The organism is Microbacterium tumbae (genome assembly GCF_054780175.1).
Genome location: NZ_BAAGWV010000001.1, coordinates 653,956 through 674,959 on the forward strand (window position 1 = coordinate 653,956; position 21,004 = coordinate 674,959).

General features: G+C 69.7%; 22 protein-coding genes. 10 read left to right on the forward strand and 12 right to left on the reverse strand.

Annotated features, from left to right (window positions below; genetic code table 11):
* The first annotated feature begins 114 nt into the window (after nt 1-114).
* Nucleotides 115-882: an IclR family transcriptional regulator gene (locus ACYVGQ_RS03055; protein WP_460783046.1), complete on the forward strand. Its 768-nt coding sequence runs from the start codon at nt 115-117 to the stop codon at nt 880-882.
* A gap of 72 nt (nt 883-954) precedes the next feature.
* Here ACYVGQ_RS03055 and ACYVGQ_RS03060 read toward each other — a convergent pair whose 3' ends face one another.
* From ACYVGQ_RS03060 to ACYVGQ_RS03085, 6 genes are all read right to left on the reverse strand, one after another.
* Nucleotides 955-1,482, reverse strand: a complete 528-nt coding sequence (locus ACYVGQ_RS03060) for a hypothetical protein (RefSeq protein WP_460783048.1) — start codon at nt 1,480-1,482, stop codon at nt 955-957.
* Between the two features lie 110 nt (nt 1,483-1,592).
* Complete coding sequence (locus ACYVGQ_RS03065) at nt 1,593-1,796, reverse strand: transporter associated domain-containing protein (RefSeq protein WP_460783049.1); 204 nt, start codon at nt 1,794-1,796, stop codon at nt 1,593-1,595.
* Nucleotides 1,793-2,797, reverse strand: coding sequence for a TerC family protein (locus ACYVGQ_RS03070; RefSeq protein WP_460783050.1), 1,005 nt, complete (start codon nt 2,795-2,797; stop codon nt 1,793-1,795). Before ACYVGQ_RS03070 ends, ACYVGQ_RS03065 begins: the two co-directional genes overlap by 4 nt.
* 292 nt (nt 2,798-3,089) lie before the next feature.
* Nucleotides 3,090-3,641 (reverse strand): Dps family protein, encoded by a 552-nt coding sequence (locus tag ACYVGQ_RS03075; protein WP_460783051.1) that lies wholly within the window; start codon nt 3,639-3,641, stop codon nt 3,090-3,092.
* A 73-nt stretch (nt 3,642-3,714) separates the two neighbouring features.
* Nucleotides 3,715-4,491, reverse strand: a complete 777-nt coding sequence (locus ACYVGQ_RS03080; RefSeq protein WP_460783052.1) for an alpha/beta fold hydrolase — start codon at nt 4,489-4,491, stop codon at nt 3,715-3,717.
* Between the two features lie 32 nt (nt 4,492-4,523).
* Complete coding sequence (locus ACYVGQ_RS03085) at nt 4,524-5,687, reverse strand: MalY/PatB family protein (protein WP_460783053.1); 1,164 nt, start codon at nt 5,685-5,687, stop codon at nt 4,524-4,526.
* Nucleotides 5,688-5,908: 221 nt separating this feature from the next.
* On the opposite strand from ACYVGQ_RS03085, the gene ACYVGQ_RS03090 reads away from it, so the two are divergent.
* From ACYVGQ_RS03090 to ACYVGQ_RS03110, 5 genes are all read left to right on the forward strand, one after another.
* Nucleotides 5,909-6,412 (forward strand): hypothetical protein, encoded by a 504-nt coding sequence (locus tag ACYVGQ_RS03090; protein WP_460783054.1) that lies wholly within the window; start codon nt 5,909-5,911, stop codon nt 6,410-6,412.
* Nucleotides 6,413-6,631: 219 nt separating this feature from the next.
* Entirely contained in the window at nt 6,632-7,561 is a 930-nt protein-coding gene (locus tag ACYVGQ_RS03095; protein WP_460783055.1) for an ABC transporter ATP-binding protein, read from the forward strand.
* Nucleotides 7,558-8,367, forward strand: coding sequence for an ABC transporter permease subunit (locus tag ACYVGQ_RS03100; protein WP_460783056.1), 810 nt, complete (start codon nt 7,558-7,560; stop codon nt 8,365-8,367). Before ACYVGQ_RS03095 ends, ACYVGQ_RS03100 begins: the two co-directional genes overlap by 4 nt.
* Before the next feature lie 30 nt (nt 8,368-8,397).
* Nucleotides 8,398-9,687 (forward strand): sensor histidine kinase, encoded by a 1,290-nt coding sequence (locus tag ACYVGQ_RS03105; RefSeq protein WP_460783057.1) that lies wholly within the window; start codon nt 8,398-8,400, stop codon nt 9,685-9,687.
* Nucleotides 9,684-10,361 carry a response regulator transcription factor gene (locus ACYVGQ_RS03110; RefSeq protein ID WP_460783058.1) on the forward strand — a complete coding sequence of 226 codons (678 nt, stop codon included), beginning with the start codon at nt 9,684-9,686 and terminating at the stop codon, nt 10,359-10,361. Before ACYVGQ_RS03105 ends, ACYVGQ_RS03110 begins: the two co-directional genes overlap by 4 nt.
* A 3-nt stretch (nt 10,362-10,364) precedes the next feature.
* On the opposite strand, the gene ACYVGQ_RS03115 is transcribed toward ACYVGQ_RS03110, so the two are convergent.
* A complete protein-coding gene (locus tag ACYVGQ_RS03115; protein WP_460783059.1) occupies nt 10,365-11,645 on the reverse strand; it encodes a serine hydrolase domain-containing protein in 1,281 nt (426 codons plus the stop codon).
* 98 nt (nt 11,646-11,743) lie between these two features.
* On the opposite strand from ACYVGQ_RS03115, the gene ACYVGQ_RS03120 reads away from it, so the two are divergent.
* A complete protein-coding gene (locus ACYVGQ_RS03120; RefSeq protein WP_460783061.1) occupies nt 11,744-12,058 on the forward strand; it encodes a DUF2470 domain-containing protein in 315 nt (104 codons plus the stop codon).
* A 75-nt stretch (nt 12,059-12,133) separates the two neighbouring features.
* The gene (locus ACYVGQ_RS03125; RefSeq protein ID WP_460783062.1) at nt 12,134-12,781 is read left to right on the forward strand and encodes a biliverdin-producing heme oxygenase; all 648 of its coding nucleotides are present in this window, start codon (nt 12,134-12,136) and stop codon (nt 12,779-12,781) included.
* Between the two features lie 201 nt (nt 12,782-12,982).
* On the opposite strand, the gene ACYVGQ_RS03130 is transcribed toward ACYVGQ_RS03125, so the two are convergent.
* Nucleotides 12,983-14,362: an ATP-dependent DNA helicase gene (locus ACYVGQ_RS03130; protein ID WP_460783063.1), complete on the reverse strand. Its 1,380-nt coding sequence runs from the start codon at nt 14,360-14,362 to the stop codon at nt 12,983-12,985.
* A gap of 71 nt (nt 14,363-14,433) precedes the next feature.
* Here ACYVGQ_RS03130 and ACYVGQ_RS03135 point away from each other — a divergent pair, with 71 nt between their 5' ends.
* Nucleotides 14,434-15,504 (forward strand): hypothetical protein, encoded by a 1,071-nt coding sequence (locus tag ACYVGQ_RS03135; RefSeq protein WP_460783064.1) that lies wholly within the window; start codon nt 14,434-14,436, stop codon nt 15,502-15,504.
* Nucleotides 15,505-15,559: 55 nt separating this feature from the next.
* On the opposite strand, the gene ACYVGQ_RS03140 is transcribed toward ACYVGQ_RS03135, so the two are convergent.
* The 3 genes from ACYVGQ_RS03140 to ACYVGQ_RS03150 all read right to left on the reverse strand — a co-directional run bounded on the left by ACYVGQ_RS03140 (nt 15,560) and on the right by ACYVGQ_RS03150 (nt 18,923).
* Nucleotides 15,560-17,554, reverse strand: coding sequence for a cytochrome c oxidase assembly protein (locus tag ACYVGQ_RS03140; protein WP_460783065.1), 1,995 nt, complete (start codon nt 17,552-17,554; stop codon nt 15,560-15,562).
* Between the two features lie 84 nt (nt 17,555-17,638).
* Complete coding sequence (locus ACYVGQ_RS03145) at nt 17,639-17,926, reverse strand: HU family DNA-binding protein (RefSeq protein ID WP_067348124.1); 288 nt, start codon at nt 17,924-17,926, stop codon at nt 17,639-17,641.
* Between the two features lie 418 nt (nt 17,927-18,344).
* Nucleotides 18,345-18,923 carry a TetR/AcrR family transcriptional regulator gene (locus tag ACYVGQ_RS03150; RefSeq protein WP_460783066.1) on the reverse strand — a complete coding sequence of 193 codons (579 nt, stop codon included), beginning with the start codon at nt 18,921-18,923 and terminating at the stop codon, nt 18,345-18,347.
* A gap of 139 nt (nt 18,924-19,062) precedes the next feature.
* Between ACYVGQ_RS03150 and ACYVGQ_RS03155 the strand changes: the two genes are divergently transcribed.
* Nucleotides 19,063-19,887 (forward strand): alpha/beta hydrolase, encoded by an 825-nt coding sequence (locus ACYVGQ_RS03155; protein WP_460783067.1) that lies wholly within the window; start codon nt 19,063-19,065, stop codon nt 19,885-19,887.
* 275 nt (nt 19,888-20,162) lie between these two features.
* Here ACYVGQ_RS03155 and ACYVGQ_RS03160 read toward each other — a convergent pair whose 3' ends face one another.
* Nucleotides 20,163-20,984 (reverse strand): endonuclease domain-containing protein, encoded by an 822-nt coding sequence (locus ACYVGQ_RS03160; RefSeq protein ID WP_460783068.1) that lies wholly within the window; start codon nt 20,982-20,984, stop codon nt 20,163-20,165.
* Between the last annotated feature and the right edge of the window lie 20 nt (nt 20,985-21,004).

The following is a 21,004-nucleotide window of genomic DNA, read 5'->3' on the forward strand; positions in this document are numbered from 1 at the left end:
TACCGGGCCCGTAGAGGTTGATATGACTTGTCCGGGCAACGCACCGGCATCCAGTAATGTGCCCAACGGCGCACGAGTGACGCCGTCCGGTATCCCAGACGCAGGAGGCGAAACGTGAGCGACATCCCTGCGGCACGCCACGCACTGCGCGTCGTGAAGTACCTCGCGGCCCAGACGAGTCCCGTCCGCGCCTCCGCCCTGGCCCGTGACCTCTGCATCCCACGTTCCACGACGTATCAGCTGATCAAGGTGCTGCAGGACGAAGGATTCCTCGTCCACTATCCCGAGGAGCGCACCTACGGGCTCTCCCCCCTTCTCGCCGAGATCGGCTCCAGCTACCTGCGCGCCGCCAAGCTGAGCCTGCTGGCGAAACCGCTGCTCGAGAAGCTGGTCCGGCGCACGGGCCTGCCCGTCGTCTCGCATCTGGGCGTTCTGCACGGCAACGACATAGAGTATGTGGTCAGACACGCGGCGCCCCGCGCGCCGACGCTCGTCACGGAGCACGGCGTGCACCTGCCCGCACACCTCACCGCGACGGGGCGCGCGGTCCTCTCCCTGCTCGGCAAGGATCAGCTGCGCGCCCTCTATCCCGACCCGTCGAACCTCACGACGCGGAACGGACGGGGTCCGGCGAGCCTGCGCGAGCTCGACGACATCCTCGCCGAGACGCGCTCACGGGGCTATGCGATAGAGAACGGCGAGATCGGCGACGACCTCGCCTCGGTCGCGGTCGCCGCGCTGGACCACAACGGCCAGCCGGCCGCGGCCGTGGGGATCACCTTCCGGAAGATCGCCGTGGATCTGAATCTCTGGCCTCAGCTCGGCGCCGCGGCGAGCATCTCCGCCGGCGCCCTCTCGATGCGGCTGCGCGGGAAGATCTGAGCTTCGGAGAAGGCCCCGCCTTCATGAGGAGCACCGCGGAGAGGCATCCGTCGGCCCTCCCCGCCGGCGCGATCACGGCGCAGTGCGCCGGAACAGCTCCTCCGGGGCGGAGAGAACGGGCTCGCCCTCCGCCGGCGTGAGCACGATCTCGAACGCGATCCCGCCCTCCACGGTCAGGTCTTCCCCCTCGGGGTCGAAGAGCTGCCGCACGGTGACGTCGTACTCGCCGTCCGGCACGTCGACGAACCAGTCGGCGCCCTGTGCGCTCGGCAGGTCGCCCCCTTCCTCCTCCGTCACGATCGTGAGATCGGTGTAGTTCACGACGTGCAGCCGCCCTGCGGTGACGGTGAGACGACCGCGCAGCTCCCTGCGGCTCTCGACCGCCGAGGGCGCGTCCGTCAGCAGGATGCCGTAGTCCGCGCCGCCGAGCGGAGAGGCCTGCCAGACCAGCGCGCGACCGGCGACGAGCTCCGCCGTGAAGTGATCGACGAGATCGGGGTCGAAGGCGACCCACTCGACCTCCTGCCGGTAGGCCGCGACGTCGACGAGCCCGAGGATCCCGTCGTAGTCGTAGACATCGAGCGTCACCGGAAGCGGCATCTTTCCCCCTGAGTTCGAAGCGGTGCACGGCAACGGTACACCGCCTGACTCCACGGACGCGCGCGACGCGGATGCCGGGGCGCGGCACCGTCGGCATCCCCGACGCCGGATCAGCTCACGTCGCCCTGATCGCCATCGGGCTCATGATGCAGGACGGTGATCCCCGCGATCCTGCGCCGGTCCAGTGCGGCGGCCCGGAGCGTCGCCCCGGGGACCTCGACCGCGTCACCGACGACGGCGAAGCGGCCGAGCCGCTCCGTGACGAACCCCGCGATGGTGTCCGAGGAGCCGCGCGGGAGCTCGAGCCCGGTCACGGGAGTTCCCTCTGGGTGTCGGATTCGGAGTGGTCCGGGATGGCCCGGCGGGTCTTGAGGAGGCTGGCCGCCGTGGCGACGGCGATCGTCACGCCGATGAAGAGCAGCGAGAACCAGATCGGGATCTCCGGGGCCCACAGCATCGGCTCGCCGCCGTTGATGAACGGCAGCTCGTTCACGTGCATCGCGTGCAGAACCAGCTTGACTCCGATGAACGCGAGGATCACCGCGAGGCCCTGAGCGAGGTACACGAGACGCTCGAGCAGCCCGCCGATGAGGAAGTACAGCTGCCGCAGGCCCATCAGCGCGAAGGCGTTGGCCGTGAAGACGATGTACGCCTGCTCGGTCAGCCCGTAGATCGCCGGGATGGAGTCGACGGCGAAGACGAGGTCGATGAAGCCGATCGCGATGATCGTGAGCAGCATCGGCGTGACATAGCGGCGTCCGTCCTTGACGACGGTCAGCCGATCGCGGTCGTACTCCTCGCTGACGGGGAGGATGCGGCGCACGAAGCGCATGAACCGGCCGTTCGCGGGATCCCCGTCGTGATCGGCGAACGCCTGACGGTAGGCGAGCACGAGAAGCAGCGCGCCGAAGAGGTAGAAGACCCAGGAGAAGTTCTCGATGAGGGTCGCCCCCACCGCGATGAAGGCGCCGCGGAGGATGAGCGCGATCACGATGCCGACCATCAGCACCTTCTGCTGGTAGATCCTCGGCACGGCGAAGCCGGTCATCACGATGAGGAACACGAAGAGGTTGTCGATCGACAGCGCCTTCTCCGTGAGGTAGCCGGCGAAGTACTCGCCCCCGTAGGTCCATCCGGAGACGAGGCCGATGCCCACGCCGAAGAGCAGGGCGAGGCTGATGTAGAAGACCGACCAGCGGGCGGACTCGCCGATCGTCGGCGCATGCGGCCGGCGCACGTGCGCGAAGAACTCGTAGACGAAGAACGCGATCGTGACGGCGATCGTGATGCCCCAGACGAGAGGGGTGATGTTCACAGGGTGCTCCAGACGTTGGCGTGATGACTCGACGCCAAGGTCTTCTCCATCCCGGGATCGGGACCGAGGGCCCGGGATGCCTGCGCATCCGTAGTGACGAGCCGTTCGTGCCGGAGTACTCCCCTTGGACCTCCCACTCTACGAGCAGGAAGCGGCGTCTTCACTGGGAAGCAGCCGAGTCCTCCTCGCCCAGGGCGCGTCGCTGTGCGAGCGCGGCTTGCGGCCCGCATCGTTTCGGACCGAGGGCGAGCACGTCGGAGGCGAAGAAGTTCGTGAGCGCCGGTCTCCGGAGTCAGGATCCCGCGGGCGTCCGGTTCTCGGCGCTGACCATCCAGGCGAACTGCTCGAGCCTCTCGATGATCGCGTGCAGGATGTCGGCGCTCGTGGGGTCTTCTTCATCGACCGCGTCGTGCACGTCGCGCATCGTCCCCACGGTCGCCTCGATGCGCATGGTGATGAGGTCGACCGTCTCGGAGGTGTCGATCTCACCCTGCGGATACTCGGGAAGCGTGGTCGTCTCGGCGACCGTGTCGCTGCGCCCGTCCGGGATCGCATGCAGGGCGCGCATCCGCTCGGCGACCGTGTCGCTGAACTCCCGCGCAGCCTCGATGATCTCGTCGAGCTGCCGATGCGTATCGCGGAAGTTGCGACCCACCACGTTCCAATGCGCCTGCTTGCCCTGCATGGCGAGCTCGAGCAGATCGACCAGCACGGCCTGAAGGCTGTGACCGAGTCCCGCAGACGCGACGAACCCCTTCTCCGCGTTCTGCCTGCGGGCGCGCTTCTCACCGCTGCCTCCGCGTGCGGTGCGTTTCGTGGTCGGAGCCTTCGTCGTCGCCATCATGTGCCTGACGGTAACGACGCCGCGGATGCGCCGGCAGGGGGTTGACGACAACAACGGCGGCGGCCGTACGCCCTCAGCTCAGACGCGCGGCCACGATCCGTGCGGTGGCCTCCGGATCCATCCGGTGGCCGATCGACTCGGGGACCTCGATGAACTCCGCCGCCGGCATCGCCTCCGCGAGCCGCGCCGCCGCGGTGACGAGGATCGGCATGGTCTCGGAGCCGCGGAGGATCGTGACCGGCATCCCGACGCCGAGCATCTCGGGCGTCGGCGTGGAGGTCCGCTGCGTCACGAGGACGTCGTAGACGGTCGACTGCCCGAGGGGTGCGAGGGCGGCGAACGCCGGGGAGGAGCGGAACTGCTCGATGAACGCCTCGGGGAGTCCCACGCCCTCGCGCTGGAAGAGGACGACGGCCTCGTCCGACTGCCCCGCATCGACCAGGGCCTGGAGCCGTGCGGCGAGGTCCGGCGCCGGGTCGTCGACGCCGAAGCGGAACGGCGGCTCGGAGAGGAACAGCCGCGCGACCGGAAGGCCCCGACCGGCGGCGTACAGCGCGAGGACGGCGCCGGAGGAGTGCCCGATGACCGAGACGTCCGGCCCTGCTGCGGCGATCACCTCGGCCAGGTCCTCCGCTTCGCGCTCAGGCTCGCGCGGCGGGGTGTCGCCGCTGTCGCCTCTGGCGCGCCGGTCGTAGGTGATCGCTCGGAGCCCCGCGTCCGCGAAGGCGCTCGCGACCTCTGCGGCATCTCGCGCGGCCGACAGCGCCCCGTTGACGATCACGACCGCAGGTCCGGCTCCCACGGCGTGCATGGCGATGGGCGTTCCGTCTGCGGAGGTGACGTGTTCCATCGCTCCAGGCAACACCCCGCGCCGATGCGGCGTCAAGCGGTCTCGAGCGCTGCGGCGATCCGCTCGATCGCCGCGCGCAGGATCGGTCTCGGCGTCGCGAACACGAACCGCGTGTACCCGACCGCCGCCTCGCCGCAGGCAGCGCCATCCGTCATCGCGACTCCGGCGTGCTCGCGGAACCACGCACCGAGATCGCCGGCGAGCCCGGTCCCCCGGAAGTCGAGCAGGGCGATGTACGTCCCCTCCGGAACGGTCATGCGCACATCCGGCAGGAGCTCAGCGACGAGCTCCGCGAGCAGGCGCCGATTGCCGTCCAGATAGTCGCGCACCTCGTCGAGCCACTCCACGCCGGCGGTGTACGCGGCGACGTTCGCGACCGCGCCGATCGTCGCCGTGCCGTGCCCTGCCCACCCCTGGTCGGCCTCCCACGCCCGCACCGACTTCTCGTTGGAGAGGATGAGCTGCGCGCACTTGAGCCCTGCGAGGTTCCACGCCTTCGAGGCGGACGCCGCCGTGAGCGTGTGCGATGCGGCGGCCTCCGACACGGAGGCGTACGGGATGTGGGTCGCCGGAGCGTAGACCAGCGGGGCGTGGATCTCGTCCGAGAAGACATGGCCACCGGCATCCGACACGGTGTCGGCGACGCGCAGCAGCTCCTCGCGCGTCGCGACCGTCCCCAGGGGATTGTGCGGGTTGCAGAGCACGAGCAGCTCGCCGCCGTCGGCGAACGCCCTGGCGACGCCGTCGTGATCCATCACCCAGCGCCCGTCGAGCTCGATGCTCGGCACCTCGATCACCCGGCGCCCATGCCGTGGGGGAACCGTGAGGAACGGCATGTACGCCGGCGTCGGCACGATCACGGCCGCTCCCGGGGAGGTGAAGGCCTCGATGGCGAACTCGTACGCGGTGATGACGTCCGGCACGGCGCGCACCTGCGCCGGCGATACGGCCCAGCCGTAGTGCTCCGCGTACCAGGACGCCGTCGCCTCGGCGAGCGCATCGCGCAGATGCGCGGGCAGATAGCCGGTCAGGCCCGCCTCCAGCGAGGCGTCGATCGCCGCTGTGATGGCCGGTGCGATACCGAGATCCATCTCGGCGACGAAGGCGCCGATCGCATCGGGATACGCGGTCCACTTCAGGCTTCCGGCGGAACGGAGATCCGCCTCGGTGATCAGGTCGAAGGATGCTGGCGCCATCCCTCCATTCTCGCCGGTCCGCTGGGGCCGGAGGACCTCCGCGAGGCATCCCGAGCCGTGTCCGTGCGCGTCGTCGCGCGTCCGATCCGGAGGAGAACGCACGATCCGGAGGAGCGGAGGCGCCCGCCGGCTCCTCCCGTTCGGGCGAACTCCTCCGGTTCGGCGACGCGGCGTGGAGGGGAAGGCCGCAGTCCGTCGGCGGACGGACGAGAATGGATGCCGTGACCGCACCCGCCCCCGATGCCCGAGCCGCCCGCGCCGAGGCGCTCAAGGAGCGCATCTACCTCACCTTCACCGCCCTCGCGGTGCTCATCACGATGGGCTCGCACGGCCGCCCCACGGCCGGCGAGGTCGCGCTCACGCTCTTCATCACCGCCGCCGGGATGCTCCTCGCGATCCTCGTCGCCGACATCGTGTCCCACCTGGTCGTCCATGAGACCTTCATGACCCGGACCGAGCTGCGGCACGCCGTCTCGGTCTCCCTCGGCGCCTTCACCGCCCTCGTGACGCCGTTCCTGTTCCTCGGACTCGCCGGCCTGCGGGTGTGGTCGGTCGAGACGGCCGTGCGGGCCGGAGTCATCGCCCTCGTCGCGACCCTCGTCCTCATCGGCTGGATCGCGATCCGCCGCGTTCCTCTGACCTGGTGGCAGCGGATCGTCGCGCTCGCCGGCGAAGCCGCGCTCGGACTCGCCGTCGTCGGATTGGAGCTCCTCGCCCACGGATGAGCCCGGCACCCGAACCGGAGGACAACGCCCGAAGGGGAGGATGGATGCGCCGAGAAGATCCTCCGGTCCGGGTGAACTCCTCCCATTCCACGGATTCCTCCCGTCCGGGCGCGGAGGTCCGCTCGGACGGCCGGACCTCCGGCAGACGGTACTGCAGGACGACGGGGACGGTACTTCAGGAGGACGCGCCGTCGTCCCCGTGATCCCTAGCGTCGAAGCATGATCACTGCAGAAGGCCTCACGAAGAGGTTCGGAGACAAGACGGCCGTCCAGGACGTGTCGTTCACCATCCGCCCGGGAAGCGTCACCGGCTTCGTCGGCCCGAACGGAGCCGGCAAGTCCACGACGATGCGCATGATCGCCGGGCTCGACCGCCCGAGCGAGGGACGCGCGACCGTCAACGGCACCGAGTACCGGCATCTGCGCGCACCCCTGACCGAGGTCGGCCTGCTCCTGGACGCCAAGGCCGTGCACACCGGGCGCTCCGCCCGCAACCACCTGCGGGCCATGGCCGCGACGCACGGCATCCCCTCCGCACGCGTCGACGAGGTCATCGACCTGGCGGGGATCACCTCCGTCGCCCGCAAGCGCGCAGGGAAGTTCTCGCTCGGGATGGGGCAGCGCCTCGGCATCGCCTCCGCCCTCCTCGGCGATCCGCATACGCTGATCCTCGACGAGCCGGTCAACGGCCTCGACCCGGAGGGCGTCCGCTGGGTGCGTCAGTTCGTCCGGCAGGCGGCCTCCGAGGGCCGCACCGTGCTGCTCTCCAGCCACCTGATGAGCGAGATGGCCCAGACCGCCGATCACGTCATCGTCATGGGACGGGGGCGGGTGCTGGCGGACGCTCCGCTCGACGATCTCGTCCGGCAGTGGACCCGTACGACCGTGCGGGTGCGCAGCCCCCGCACCGCAGAGCTCGCCGAGGCCGTTGCCGCCGCCCAGGTGGAGATCGTCCGCACCGGGCCCGACACCCTCGACGTCGTCGGAGCCGACGCGCCCCGCATCGGCGACACCGCGGCCGCGCACGGCATCCCCCTGCACGAGCTGACCCCGATGACCGGGTCCCTGGAGGACGCCTATCTCGCCCTCACCGGGGATGCGGTCGAATACCGCGCATCCCTCGCCGACACCGCCCAGGAGATCTCATGAGCACCCTCACCGCCGAGCCCCGGCGCGCCACGCACACGTCACCGCACCGCCTGACCTTCGTGCGCGCGCTGCGCAGCGAGGCGATCAAGCTCGCCACGCTGCGCAGCACCTGGTGGGCGATCGGGATCACCGCCGTCCTCACCATCGGCATCGCGGCGCTCATCGCGCAGGCCATGAACGCTCCCGGATTCGGCGGCATCCAGGCCGTCGTCTCGCCGATCCAGTTCACGATGCTCCTCGCCGGCGTCCTCGGCGCGATCGCCGTGACGGGCGAGTACTCGACGGGGATGATCCGGTCCACACTGGCCGCCGTGCCCGTGCGAGGTCTCGTGCTCGCGGCGAAGGCCGTCGTCGTGGCGGCGCTGCTCTTCCTCTCCTCGCTCGTGATCTTCCTGGCCGCAGCCCTCGCGGTCTCGCCGATCCTCGAGGCGAAGGACGCCGGCCTGGACTGGTCGGACCCGGAGCAGACGGTGCTGCCGATCCTCGGCGCCGCCGTCGCGATGGCCGTGTTCGCCCTCATCGGCGTGGCGTTCGGCTTCATGATCCGCTCCGGGGCCGGTGCGATCGCCGCCACCGTCGGGCTGCTGTTCGTCCTGCCGATCGTCATGAGCATGTTCGCGATGCCCGGCGAGGGCTGGGAGTGGATCCCGGAGATCACCGAGCACCTGCCGATGATCTCCGCGCAGTCGGCGATCCTGCCCCAGGTCGGCGGGATGGAGGCGGGCGAGGCCTACCTCACGCTCGCCTGCTGGGTCGCGGGAGGGATGCTGGGCGCCTGGGCGGTGCTGCGCACCCGTGACGCGTGACGACGGTCCGTGACGCGTAGAGTCGAGCGCGTGTCCCGCACGCCCAGCCGCAGCTCCCCCCTCCTCGCGGAGGAGGAGCTGCGGCTGCCGCGCGCCCCCGGCGTCATCCGGCGCTTCTGGGCCAGGCATCCGGTCCTCGCCGACGTCCTGATCGTCGTGATCTGCCTGTTCCTCTCCGCGGCGCCGGCGACGGTCTTCCGCACCACGTACACGAACGGCGTGACCGTCAGCGAGACGACGCTGATCACGAGCAATATCGCGCTCACCGTCGCCCTGCTCATCGCCTGCGGCCTTCTGCTGCGACGACGCAGCTGGCCGGTGACCGCATTCATCGCGTCCTCGGCGGTCTCCGCCGCCTACCTGCTCACCGGCGTCCCGACAGGCCCCCCGCTCGGGCTCGTGACGAGCTACTCGCTGGCCGTCTACCGCTCCACCCGCGCCGCATGGATCGGCTTCGCGGCGAGCACGGCCGCCTTCTCGCTCTTGGCAGCGCTCCTCGCCGCGGCCGGCATCGTCCCGTTCCAGACCGCCCTGAACTTCGTGCTGAGCGAACTGATCGGCACGCTGATCGGCACGCTCGTCGGTGCGAACGTCGGTGGGCGCAAACGGTATCTGGAGGCGATCATCGATCGCTCGAGACAGCTGCTCGTGGAACGGGATCAGCAGGGGCAGATCGCCGCCGCCGCCGAGCGGTCCCGGATCGCCCGCGAGATGCACGACATCGTCTCGCACTCCCTCACCGTGGTCGTCGCCCTCTCCGAGGGCGCAGCCGCGACCCCCGATCCGGACCGCGCCAGGGCGGCGTCCACCGCGGCCGCCGCGACGGCCCGAGACGCGCTGACCGAGATGCGATCGATGCTCGGCGTGCTGCGCGAGGGGGACGCCGATGCTCCGCTGGCGCCGGCGGAGCCGGTCTCCCCGGATGCGACGGTGCTCGCCGCGCAGCGCGCCGGGTTCCCCGTCGTGCTGACCACTCGCGGGGACGCCGCCTCGGCGCCCGCCGTCGACTACGCCATCGGGCGGATCGTGCAGGAGGGCGTCACCAACGCGATGCGCCATGCGCCCGGCGCGACGGCGATCTCCGTGCGGATCGACCGGGCCGCCGACGGCGTCGTCGTCGAGATCGGCAACGACGGCGCCGTCCCGTCGTCGGACGCCGGCGGCTTCGGGCTGCGCGGATTGGCCGAGCGCGCCGCGCACGTCGGCGGGTCGCTGACGGCCGGCCCCGACGGTCCGGGGCGCTGGAGGCTGAGGGCGCGGCTCCCCATGAGCCCCGGTGACGCCGGGGCATCTGCCGATGAGAGGAGCGATGCGCCATGAGCGATCCGATCCGCGTGCTGCTCGTCGACGATCAGGAGCTGATCCGCGTCGGCTTCCGGCTCGTCCTGGAGGCGGAGGATGACATGGTCGTCGTCGGCGAGGCGGGCGATGGCGAGGCGGCGATCTCGCTCGCGGCGGAGCAGCGCCCGGACGTCGTGCTGATGGACGTCCGGATGCCAGGCACAGACGGCATCACGGCGACCGGCAGGATCACGCGGGAGCATCCGGAGACGCGGGTCCTCGTGCTCACGACCTTCGATCTGGACGAGTACGCCTTCGGGGCCATCCAGGCGGGAGCCGGCGGCTTCCTGCTCAAAGACGCTCAGCGGCACGAGCTGACATCCGCTGTGCGGGCCGTGCACCGCGGCGACGCAGCCCTGTCGCCGCGGGTGACCAAGCGCATGCTCGAGCACCTCGGATCCCGAAGCCCGCTGACGGCGGCCGACCCGGCGACGACGGCCTCCCTCACCGGGCGCGAGCACGAGGTCTTCCTCACGATCGCGCGCGGACTCACGAACGCCGAGATCGCCGATGCGCTCTTCCTCAGCGAGTCCACCGTGAAGACCCATGTCAGCCGGGTGCTGATGAAACTGGGCGCGCGCGACCGCATCCACGCGGTGATCCTCGCGCACCGTCTCGGCCTCGCCGATCTGGACGCGCCCCTGCCGGAGTGAGGCTCAGGAGGCGGGTGCCTCGCAGATCGCGTGGTCGGAGATGGCCTTCTCATACTGTTCAGCGGTGAAGGGCAGGCCGAACTCCGGCGCGGTCTGGCCTTCGGCGGCGGGAGCCTTCGACGCGATCGCCGCCAGCTGGCGCGACAGATAGGCTGCGATCTGCGCACCGGACGAGGAGTTGTTGAGCGTCACCGCGACGGTGAAGCCCGTGGTGGGATCCGAGTATGCCGCCGTGGCGTATCCCGGGGTCCAGCCGTGCTCGCCGATCATCGTTCCGACGAGGTAGGCGCCACCGGTCGCCTGGTACCAGGTGGGGGACGACGAGGATACCGGGAGCGGGTTCGCGAAGCGGTCCGGCTCGGCGTCGTCGGCGCGCAGCGCCTGAGCCGCTTCGGCCTGGATATACAGCCCGAGGTCCTCGATGGTCGAGACGACGCCGGAGTCCGTGAACCCCATGCTCGACGAGGCGACGGTGATGTCGATGAGCGCCGTGCACTCGTATCCGCCCTTGATCGCGGGCGAGTAGTTGCCCTGGAGCACGGCGCCATCCGAGGGCGCGGCCGCCTTGGGGCCGGGGAGCGCGGTGTTCTCGAGCCCGAGCGGGGCGGTCACGTACTTCTCGATGAGCTCGGCGGCACTGAGCCCCGACGCGCGCTGCAGGGCGAGACCGAGGAGAAGATATCCGGCGTCGGAGTTGCGCCATGCGGTGTGCGGGGTGCTGCTCTCGCTGCCGAGGCCGAAACCGGCCAGCTCCAGGGGAGCCCATACGCGGTCCGGCGTGTTCAGCCAGGCCCTCTTCACCTTGGACTCGGACGAGCCGATCCCGCCTGTCCCGTTGCACAGGTCGAGCAGGGTGATGTCCCGGAGATCGGCGACGCCGGAGACGTAGTCGGGGACGGACGCATCCAGCTCGACGATCCCGTCGTCCGCCAGGCCGTAGAGGACGTCGCAGGTCATGAGCCGCGTGGCGTCGGCGATGCGGAACGACATGTCGGTCGTCACCGGGGTGTCGTCGTCCGGCGCCTGGGTGCCGAGGCCCGTGACCCATTCGCCGCTCCAGGGCACCCAGACGCCGACGATCGCACCGCTGGAGCCGGACGCGATCATGGCGTTCTCGACGGCGGCCTGGAGCTGGGCGACCGTGTCATCCGGAAGCGCGCCTTCCGCCTGAGGCGGCGGCGTGTACGTGACGGTCGGTTCGGAGGTGCACCCCGTGAGCAGGAGGGCGAGAGCCGCAGCGCCGGCGGCTGCTGCGCGCAGGCTGCGCGACGACAGAAGGTGCATGGAGGATCTCCCGAGGACGTATCCTCAAGAGTCTAGAGTGCGGATCCTGAAAGACGGCATCGGATGCCGTCCGGCGTCCCGGCCCATACAGTTGAGGCATGCCTTACTCGTTCGACGCCGACGTGGTCGCAGCCGTGCTGCGTCATATGAACGGCGATCACACCGATGACAACGTCCTCATCGCGCGCGCCTTCGCGGAAGCATCCGATGCAGAGATCACGGAGGCGGTGATGACCGGCTTCGACGGCGACGGCGGCGCGTGGGAGATCACCCGCGGCGGCTCGATCGAGAAGTTGAGGGTGCCGTGGCCCGGCGGGCCCATCGATGAGCGCCCCGCCGTCCGCCGGGAGGTCGTCGCCCTCTACGACGCCGCCTGCGAGCGTCTCGGCATCGAACCGCGACCGCACGCCTGAGTCACGGGCGGCGGTCGGCGCCCTCGCAGGGAACTCGTACTTCTGAGGAACTTAGGATGCCCTTACACTAGGTGCATGGCTGAACTCCTCTCCTTCTCCGCCGCTCTGCGCGAGCGCTCCTCCGGATCCCACTCGCGCAGCGAGCACGCCGGCTTCATGGCCGACCTGCTCAAGGGCGAGGGCTCGCGCGAGGACTACATCGCCCTGGTCACCCAGCACTACTTCATCTACGAGGCGCTGGAGGCCGCCGGCGACCGGATGCGCAACGACCCCGTCGCGTCGGTCTTCATCAGCGACAAGCTCACGCGGCTGCCCGCACTGGAGGCCGATCTCGCGTTCCTCCTCGGCGCCGACTGGCGGGAGACGATCCGCCCGCTGTCGACCACCCAGCGCTACGTCGACCGGATCAACCAGGTCGGAGCGACCTGGGCCGGCGGCTTCGTCGCGCACCACTACACGCGGTACCTCGGCGACCTGTCCGGAGGCATCTTCATCGGGCGGGTCATGCAGCGCCGGTTCGGCTTCGAGACGAACGGCATCGGCTTCTACCTCTTCGACGACATCGCGGACCCGAAGGCGTTCAAGGACGTCTACCGCGATCAGCTGGACGCCGCGCCCTGGGACGAGGCGGAACGCGAGCGCGTCATCGACGAGGTGCTGCTGGCCTACCGCTTCAACACCGAGCTGTTCGAGGATCTCGACCGGGCCCGCGCCGCGGCCTGAGCATCGCTCGTCGGCTCGCCGCGCCTCGGCTCCCGCGCCCTCCGCTCGTTGAGCGAGCACGCGCGGAGCGCGAGCGAGTCGAAACGCCCCCGGAACGAACTCCGTTTCGACTCGCCTCCGGCTCGCTCAACGAACGGGAGGCGCCGCTCGCTCAACGAACGGGAGGGGGTGCCGCCCGCTCAAGGAACGAGCGGGGCGTCCCTAGAGCTGCGGGGTCGAGTTCCGCTCCCATGCCGCGCGCATGAAGCGGCGCACATCCTCGTCGACCTTGATATCGCTGGGCCGCAGCGGCCGCGAAAGATACAGGCCGTCCAAGGAGGTCAGCCGGCTGAGCGCCACGTACGTCTGCCCGGGCGCGAACGCTCCGGAGCCGAGGTCGATGAGCGCCCTGTCGTAGGTCTTCCCCTGCGACTTGTGGATCGTCACCGCCCACGCCAGCCGCAGCGGGAACTGCGTGAACTCCGCCACCACGTCGCGGGAGAGCGTCTTGGTCAGCGGGTTGTAGGAGTAGCGGAACCTCTCCCAGACAGCGGGCTCGACATCCACCTCCTCGCCGTCGATCTCGACCCGCACGCTCTCGCCCATGATCCGCTTCACGGTGCCGATCGTGCCGTTGACCCAGCGCGGCGGCTCGCCCGCCATCCCGGTGTCGTTGCGCAGGAACATCACCTGCGCGCCGACCTTGAGCCTCAGTTCCGACTCGGCCGGGAAGTTCGCCTCTCCGCGTCCGAAGTCCCCATTGATGTCCGCCTTCGCCGTCTGCTCCCGTCCGGGGAGGGCGGCGAGGTGGCGGCCGTTGATCCCGTTCACGATGTCGTTGCGCGTCGCGAGCGTGATCATCGGCACCTCGCCGGGCTCCGGCTCCGGCTGCGCACGCGCGCCCTGGGCGTTGAGCACGTTCGCGATCTCCGCCGTGACCCGACCGTAGCGCACGGCGTTCAGCATCGACTTGAAGCCGTCGTCGGACTGCCGGTGGATCTCCACCAGCTCCCGCACGTGCAGCTCCGCACCGTGACGACCGAGATCGAGAAGACCGTCGCTCGCGGCATCCCCCGCCCAGACCTTGGCATCGAAGAACCAGAAGGACCGGTAGTGGTCCTCGACGTAACGCGCCTCGTCCCCGCGCGTAGGGACAGGGGCGAGCTGGTACGGGTCGCCGAACATGACGACCTGGACGCCTCCGAACGGCTGCCCCCGACGTCCTCTGGCCTGCCGAAGCGCTCGATCCATGGCGTCCATGAGATCCGCGTTCACCATCGAGATCTCGTCGATCACGAGCGTCTCGATCGCGTTCAGGATGCGGCGGGTCGCGTCGTTCTGATCGATATCGCCGTCGGCGATGAGCCCGATCGGCAGCCGGAACAGCGAGTGGATCGTCTGCCCCTCCACGTTGAGGGCCGCGACGCCGGTCGGGGCGCAGATCGCGATCTGCTTCTTCGTGTTCCAGGCGAAATACTGCAGCAGCGTCGACTTCCCCGTGCCGGCGCGACCCGTGACGAAGACGTGCTCGTTCGTGTCCTCGATCAGCCGGAAGAGGGCTTCCTGCTCGGCGGAGAGAGGAGGAAAGGACACGGCTTCCATCGTACGTCTCCGCCTTCGACATCTGCGGCAACGCTCGGCTCCGGCTCAGGACGCCCTCCTAGACTGACGCCATGAAGCGGCCTGCGACGACGACACCCCGGCGGATCCGCCTCGGTGCCGACCTGTCGATGCTCGCGCTGATCGGAGTCCTGCTGATCGCGGCCCTCGGGGCGGCCGGGACGACGCTGTACCAGCAGTTCTACAGTCCCGCCTCGTTCGTGGAGCGCTATCTCTCCCTGCTGTCGGCGGGGAGCGCCGCCGACGCCCTGCAGGTTCCCGGCGTCGCGGTCGACAGAGCGGCCCTCGAGGCGGCCGGCATCGACCCCGCGGCATCCGAGGCGCTGCTGCGCAGCACCGCGCTCGCGCCGCTCACGGACGTGGAGGTCCAGTCGGAGGAGACTTCCGACGGCGTCACCGCCGTGACGGTGTCCTACCGGGCGAACGGCCATGAGGGCACCAGCACCTTCCAGGTGGAGCAGGACGGCTGGATCGGCGTCGCCCCCCGCTGGCGCTTCAGCAAGAGCCCGCTGGCCGCGGTCCAGCTGACGCTCCACGGAGCGGACGAGTTCTCCGTGAACGGCTTCAGGGTCGAGCGGGGACAGGTCTCCGCCGCAGGAGGCTCGGCAGACCCCCTCGACGCGCTGCCCCTGCTGGTCTTCACCCCTGGGGTGTACTCCCTCACCGTCGACACCGCCATCTCGGAGTCCCCCGGCGTCAGCGTCCTCGCGGACTCCCCCCTGACGTCGACGCCGGTGGAGGTCCAGGCGACCGCGACGGCGGAGTTCGTCGGCGTCGTGCAGCAGCGCGTCGAGGAGTTCCTCGCGCAGTGCACGACCCAGCAGGTGCTGCAGCCGACCGCGTGCCCCTTCGGCTTCGAGGTGAGCAACCGCATCGACGGTGTGCCCACCTGGAGCATCTCCCAGCAGCCGAAGGTCACGGTCGAGCCGGACGGCGCCTCGTGGCGCATCCCGGCGACGGATGCCACGGCGCACGTCGAGGTCGACATCGTCTCGCTCTTCGACGGCTCGATCGAGCACGTCTCGGAGGACGTGCCCTTCCAGGTGGACGGCACGATCACGATCCTCGCCGACGGGTCCGCGTCGATCAGGGTCGGGTCGCCCTCGCAGTCCGATCCGGATTGATCTCTCCTCGCCCATCCCCGGCAGGACACCGTCTCAGTGCGCGGTGGCGGCCGGATCAGCGGCTCGCGCGTTCCTCGGCCCGTCTGTCCCGCTCCGCCATCGCAGCGAGGCGGGCGTTGTACTCCTCGAGCTCGGCTTCGCCGGTGCGGTCGGCATGCCGGTCGCGGCGGCGCTGCACCTTCGTGTCGTCGCGACTCCACTGGATCGCCACGGTGATCGCCAGGATGAGCGTCGGGATCTCCCCGATCGACCACGCGATGCCGCCGCCGATGTACTGATCCTCCAAGGGCGTCGGACCCCATGTGCGCCCCATCGCGCCGAACCACTCCGCGACCATCAGCCCGGACTGCATCATGATCGCGATTCCGAAGAACGCGTGCATGGCCATCACCGCGATCAGGGTGATCAGACGTCCGGGATAGGGCAGGCGGTAGGGCACCGGATCGACGCCGATCAGGCTCATGACGAAGAGGTACCCGGAGATGAGGAAGTGGGCGACCATCCACTCGTGTCCGAGGTGCTCGTACATGGACCAGCGGAACAGATCGGTGTAGTAGAAGCCCCAGAGCGAGGCGACGAAGATCGCCGCGGCGACGAAGGGATGCGTCACGATCCGCGCGAACGGGGAGTGCACCGCCCACATGATCCATTCCCGGCCTCCGCGCGTCCCGTCGTCGCGCCTGTCGATCGCGCGCAGCGCCAGGGTGATCGGGCTGCCGGAGACGAGCAGCAGCGGGATCGCCATCGTCAGCAGCATGTGGCCCAGCATGTGCACGCTGAAGAGATAGTCCTGGTAGGCGTTGAGCGGTCCGCCGGTGACCCAGACGAGCAGCAGCATCCCCAGCACCCAGAACACCGTGCGATGGATCGGCCAGCGATCGCCGCGACGCGTGAGGCGCCGGACCCCGGCCAGGTAGAAGACGAGGCCGAATCCGGCGGCCACGAGCCAGAGGATGTCGATGTCCCACTCGGTGAACCAGCGGTCGATGGTGAATTCCGGCGGCAGCGAGGAGTCGGTGAGATACTCGGCGGGAGTCCGGACGATCGCGGCGGTGTCCCCTGCGGGCGGCTCCGTCCGGGCGAGCGCGGCCGCGGCGCCGGAGGCGAGGCCCATCAGCGCGACCTCGCAGAGCACCAGCATCCAGAACCACCGCGCGGCGCGCTCACCCTCGAGCTTCGGGATGAGTCGCGTGCGGTACCAGGCGCCGAGGCCGCCCATCGCCACGAGGAGGACGACCTTCGCGAGGAGGATGCCGCCGTAGGGCGTGGCCAGGGCGCTCCAGGACCCGAGCGCGACCACGGAGCGCGCGAGGCCCGAGACCGCCACGACCGCGAAGGCGGCGAGCGCGACCGAGGAGTAGCGCCGGACGAGCACCGTCGTGTCGAGGCCGGGAGTGCGGCTCAGCAGCACGACGAGGAGGAGGCCGCCGAGCCAGACCGCCGCGCCGATCATGTGGAGCAGGATCGAGTTGACCGCGACGTTGTGCCCAGCGAGATCTCCGGAGTGCCCCTGCGTCGCCAGCGGGAGGAAGGAGGCGGCGGCGAGGGCTGCCGTGAGGAGCGCGGGCGTCCACGTCCGCCAGGCGAAGGCGAGGATCGTGACGACGGCGCCCATCAGCGTCGTGATCAACCACGCCTGGCCGAGCGGGATGTTCAGCAGGAAGTTGCCCAGCTGCTCGCCGAACAGCGGGTCGGCACTGAGCGTCGGGTTGAACACGAGCATGAAGTTCAGGAACGCCCCGGCGCCGGAGGCGATCGTGAAGACCGCGGCGCCGACGGACGCGATGTCGAGGGCGCGCTCGAAGGGCTTCCCGCCGGCTCCCAGCGCGAACAGCGCGAGCACGAGGGATCCCAGCATCACCGAGCCCGCGACGTTGCTCAGCACCTTGACGATGGGCAGACCCCAGCGGACGATCGGTCCGGAGTCGCTCAGCTGCAGAGGGTCGGCGGCGCCGCCGTAGATCAGTGCCGCGACGACGGAGATGCCGGCGGCTGCGAGGAGGATCGTGACACCGGCGACGCGGTACGCGGTGGTCCTCTGCGCGCTCATCCCTCCAGCCTACGCGTCGGATGCTTCACGGAATGCGCGAAGGCCGCCCCCTCACGGGAACGGCCTTCGGCGAAGGAAGCGGTCTTACTTGACGGCGGCCTTGAGCTTGGAGCCGGCGGTCACCTTGACGCGCTTGCCGGCCGGGATCTTGATCTCGGCGCCGGTCTGCGGGTTGCGACCCGTGCGGGCGGCCGTGGCGACCTGCTCGAACGAGATCCAGCCCGGGATCGAGACCTTGCTGCCCTTGGCGACGGCGTCGGAGACGGTGCCGAAGAGCGCGTCCAGGACACCCGAGACGGTGGCCTGGCTCTGGCCGGTGGCGGAAGCGATGCTCGCGACGAGCTCGGTCTTGGTGATGGACTTGTCAGCCATGTCATCCTCCAGCGACGAGGATCCCGTCGCGTTGTTGTGGGACGGAGGGGCAACTGCCCCCCGTTGGTCGGTCGACCGCCTCGAATGTATCAACGTTGGCCGACATTTCCGCGTCATTTCGCGGGTTTTGGGTGTTTCCCTGGCGTGTCGCGCCACTTTCGTCACTCCAGTAACAGCTCCGACGCTCGCAGCGCCTCGCCCGGACGGGAGGACTTCACGCGAACGGGAGGATCGAACGCGGACTTCGCCTCCTCCGGATCGTGCGTTCTCCTCCGGATCCGCCGCGCGCGGGCGCGGTTCGGGAGGGCGCGGGCGTGCGCGTGCGCGGGTGGGCGCGGTTCGGGTGGGCGCGGGCGGCGGACGCTCGGGGCTCGGGGCTCGGGGCTCGGGGCTCGGGGCTCGGGGCTCGGGGCGACGCTCAGCCAGGGCGATGCGCGTCGATGATGGTGCGCGCACTGCGCGCGAAGGACGGCGTCGGCCCGTCGAGATAGCCGCCCACGAGGGCGGCGTCCCGGAGCAGCACGAGGGATGACGCCACATCCGCCGCATCCTCGAGTCCTGCCGCCTCCGCAAGCGCCTGGAGGGTCGAGCGGAACCACTCCCGGTGCTCGGCGATGAGCGTGCGGACGGGGCCGGACGCGTCCGGATACTCGGCGGCGGCGTTGATGAAGGGACAGCCACGGGTGTGGCGCTCGGTGACATCAGCGGTGATGCCGTCGACGACGGCCGAGAGCAGCAGCTCAGGATCGGAGGTCGTGGCGGTCGCCGCATCGAACAGGCCTCGCAGCTGCTGATCCTCGCCCCGGAGATACGCCAACACCAGATTCTCCTTGCCCGCGAACTGCTTGTAGAGGGTCGCGCGGGTCACGCCGGCCTCCTCGATGATGCGGTCGATGCCCACCGAGTGGATGCCCTCCTCGTAGAAGAGGCGCGTCGCGGCGTCCAGCAGACGAGCGCGCGCCGCGCTGGGCCTGGTGCTGCCGTACGGGGTGCTCATGAGTGTCCCTCCCTGAATCATCGTGGCACGTTCTCGAACGATCTCCGTTCCGGGGAATACATTGCATTAGATAGAACGTTCGGTCTACTATCAGCATATCGCAGCTCCCGCCCGGGGGCTCGGACAAGGAGAAGATGCAATGAGCACCAAGGCCCCCATCGTCCTCATCCACGGCCTGTGGATGACCCCCGCCAGCTGGCACACCTGGGCGGAGCGATTCCGCGCCCGTGGCCACGAGGTGATCATCCCCGGCTGGCCCGGGATCGACGACCGCAGCGTCGAGGACATCCGCCGCGACCCGTCCGCGCTGAAGGGCATCGGCCTGAAGCAGATCGTCGACCACTACGAGCGCATCATCCGCGCCCTCCCCGAGAAGCCGATCATCATGGGACACTCCTTCGGCGGCGTGATCACCCAGATGCTCGCCGACCGCGGGGTCGGAGCGGCTTATGTCGCCGTCGCGCCCGGACAGACCGCAGGCATCACGACGCTTCCGCTGTCGACGCTGTGGACCGGCACGCCGATCCTCTCCAACCCCTTCGGACGCAATGGCGCCAAGCCGCTTTCGAAGCGGCACTTCCACTTCACCTTCGGCAACGACCTCCCCCGCGAAGCATCCGATCATCTCTGGGAGGAGTTCGCCGTGAACTCCTACAATCGGGTCTTCTTCGAGGGGGTGGCTTCGGCGTTCAACGAGAAGGGCGGCGTGACCCATGTGGACTACGGCCGGACGGACCGCGCCCCGCTCCTCGTCCTCACCGGTGAGATCGATCATGTGGTCCCGCCGGCCATCGGCGAGGCCATCGTCGCGAAGTACCGGGGGACGGGCAGCCCGTCGATCGTGGACTACAAGGAGTACCCCGGCCGCACCCACCGCCTGGTCAGCCAGGACGGCTGGGAGGAGATCGCAGACGATGCCCTCGACTGGGCGGAAGGACACGTCACGGCACCCGTGGAGTGGTGAGCGGATGCGGGCGGGACTGCTCCGTGGTCTCGACGCCCGTCGATACCCCCGGTCGCCTCTCTCGCTCACGCCACCCCGCCGTCTCTCTCGCTCACGCCAACTCGCCGTCTCTCTCGCTCACGCCAACACCCGAAGCGGAGGAGTTCGCCCGAAGGGGAGGACCGATTCACGGCATTCGCTCCTCCCCTTCGGGTGATCCCCTCCCCTTCCGATGTCCCCTTCCGGGCAATCGCGACCGCGTGCTTCCGGGCAATCGCGGCCGAGTGCCCACCGACTCATGCCAGGTGCAGACCCTGCGCGACAGCCGCCATGATCATCGCCTGGACTTCGGTCCAGTGATTCATGATCTGGTCGTAGCCGATCCGGATGACGTGATATCCCTGCAGCGTGAGCAGCGCATCATGGGCGATGTCCTCGGAACGCTGAGCGCCGACATGATGCCCGCCGTCGATCTGGATCACGAGGCGCTCTCCGACGACGACATCGACCCAGTGCCCATACAGCCAGACCTGCTGCGTGATCGGCAGCTTCAGCCAGCCGAGACGATGCACCACGATCGACTCCAAGCCCGAGTCGGACCATGGTCGGGCGTCTGCCAGCATCCGCCGAGCCGATGCCGGCAGGGGGAGCCTGCGCATCTGCTCCGCGTGCACCGCGCCCTTGCGCAGTGCGGATTCCCACAGCGTCAGTGCATCCTCATGTCCGAGGCACGAAGAGGCGATCACCAGCGCATCGACGAGGGAGTCCTCGACCGCGCCGGGTCTCCGGGGTATCAGAGGACGGTTCCAGTGCACGATCGCGTCGCCGGGGCGGGCATGCCCCGCGTGGGCGGAGGCGCCGACGTGCACCGTCACAGCGTCGCGCACCCAAAGTCCTCGCCGGGCGGCCAGCGTGGCGCAGGTGAGGACCACACCCCGGCGCGCGGCGGTCACCAGCATGGGATCGGCGCCGGGAAGAGCGACCCATCCGTTTCGGACCTTGTACACAGCCCCCTCGCTCTTCGCCCGCCGCAGGTCATACGGCGTCGCTCCCGCCTCAAGCAACGCGCTGACCTGCGCCACGCCACCGAGGTTCCCCAGCTTCGAAATCACGTCCATCGGCCGAGCATCGCCCACCC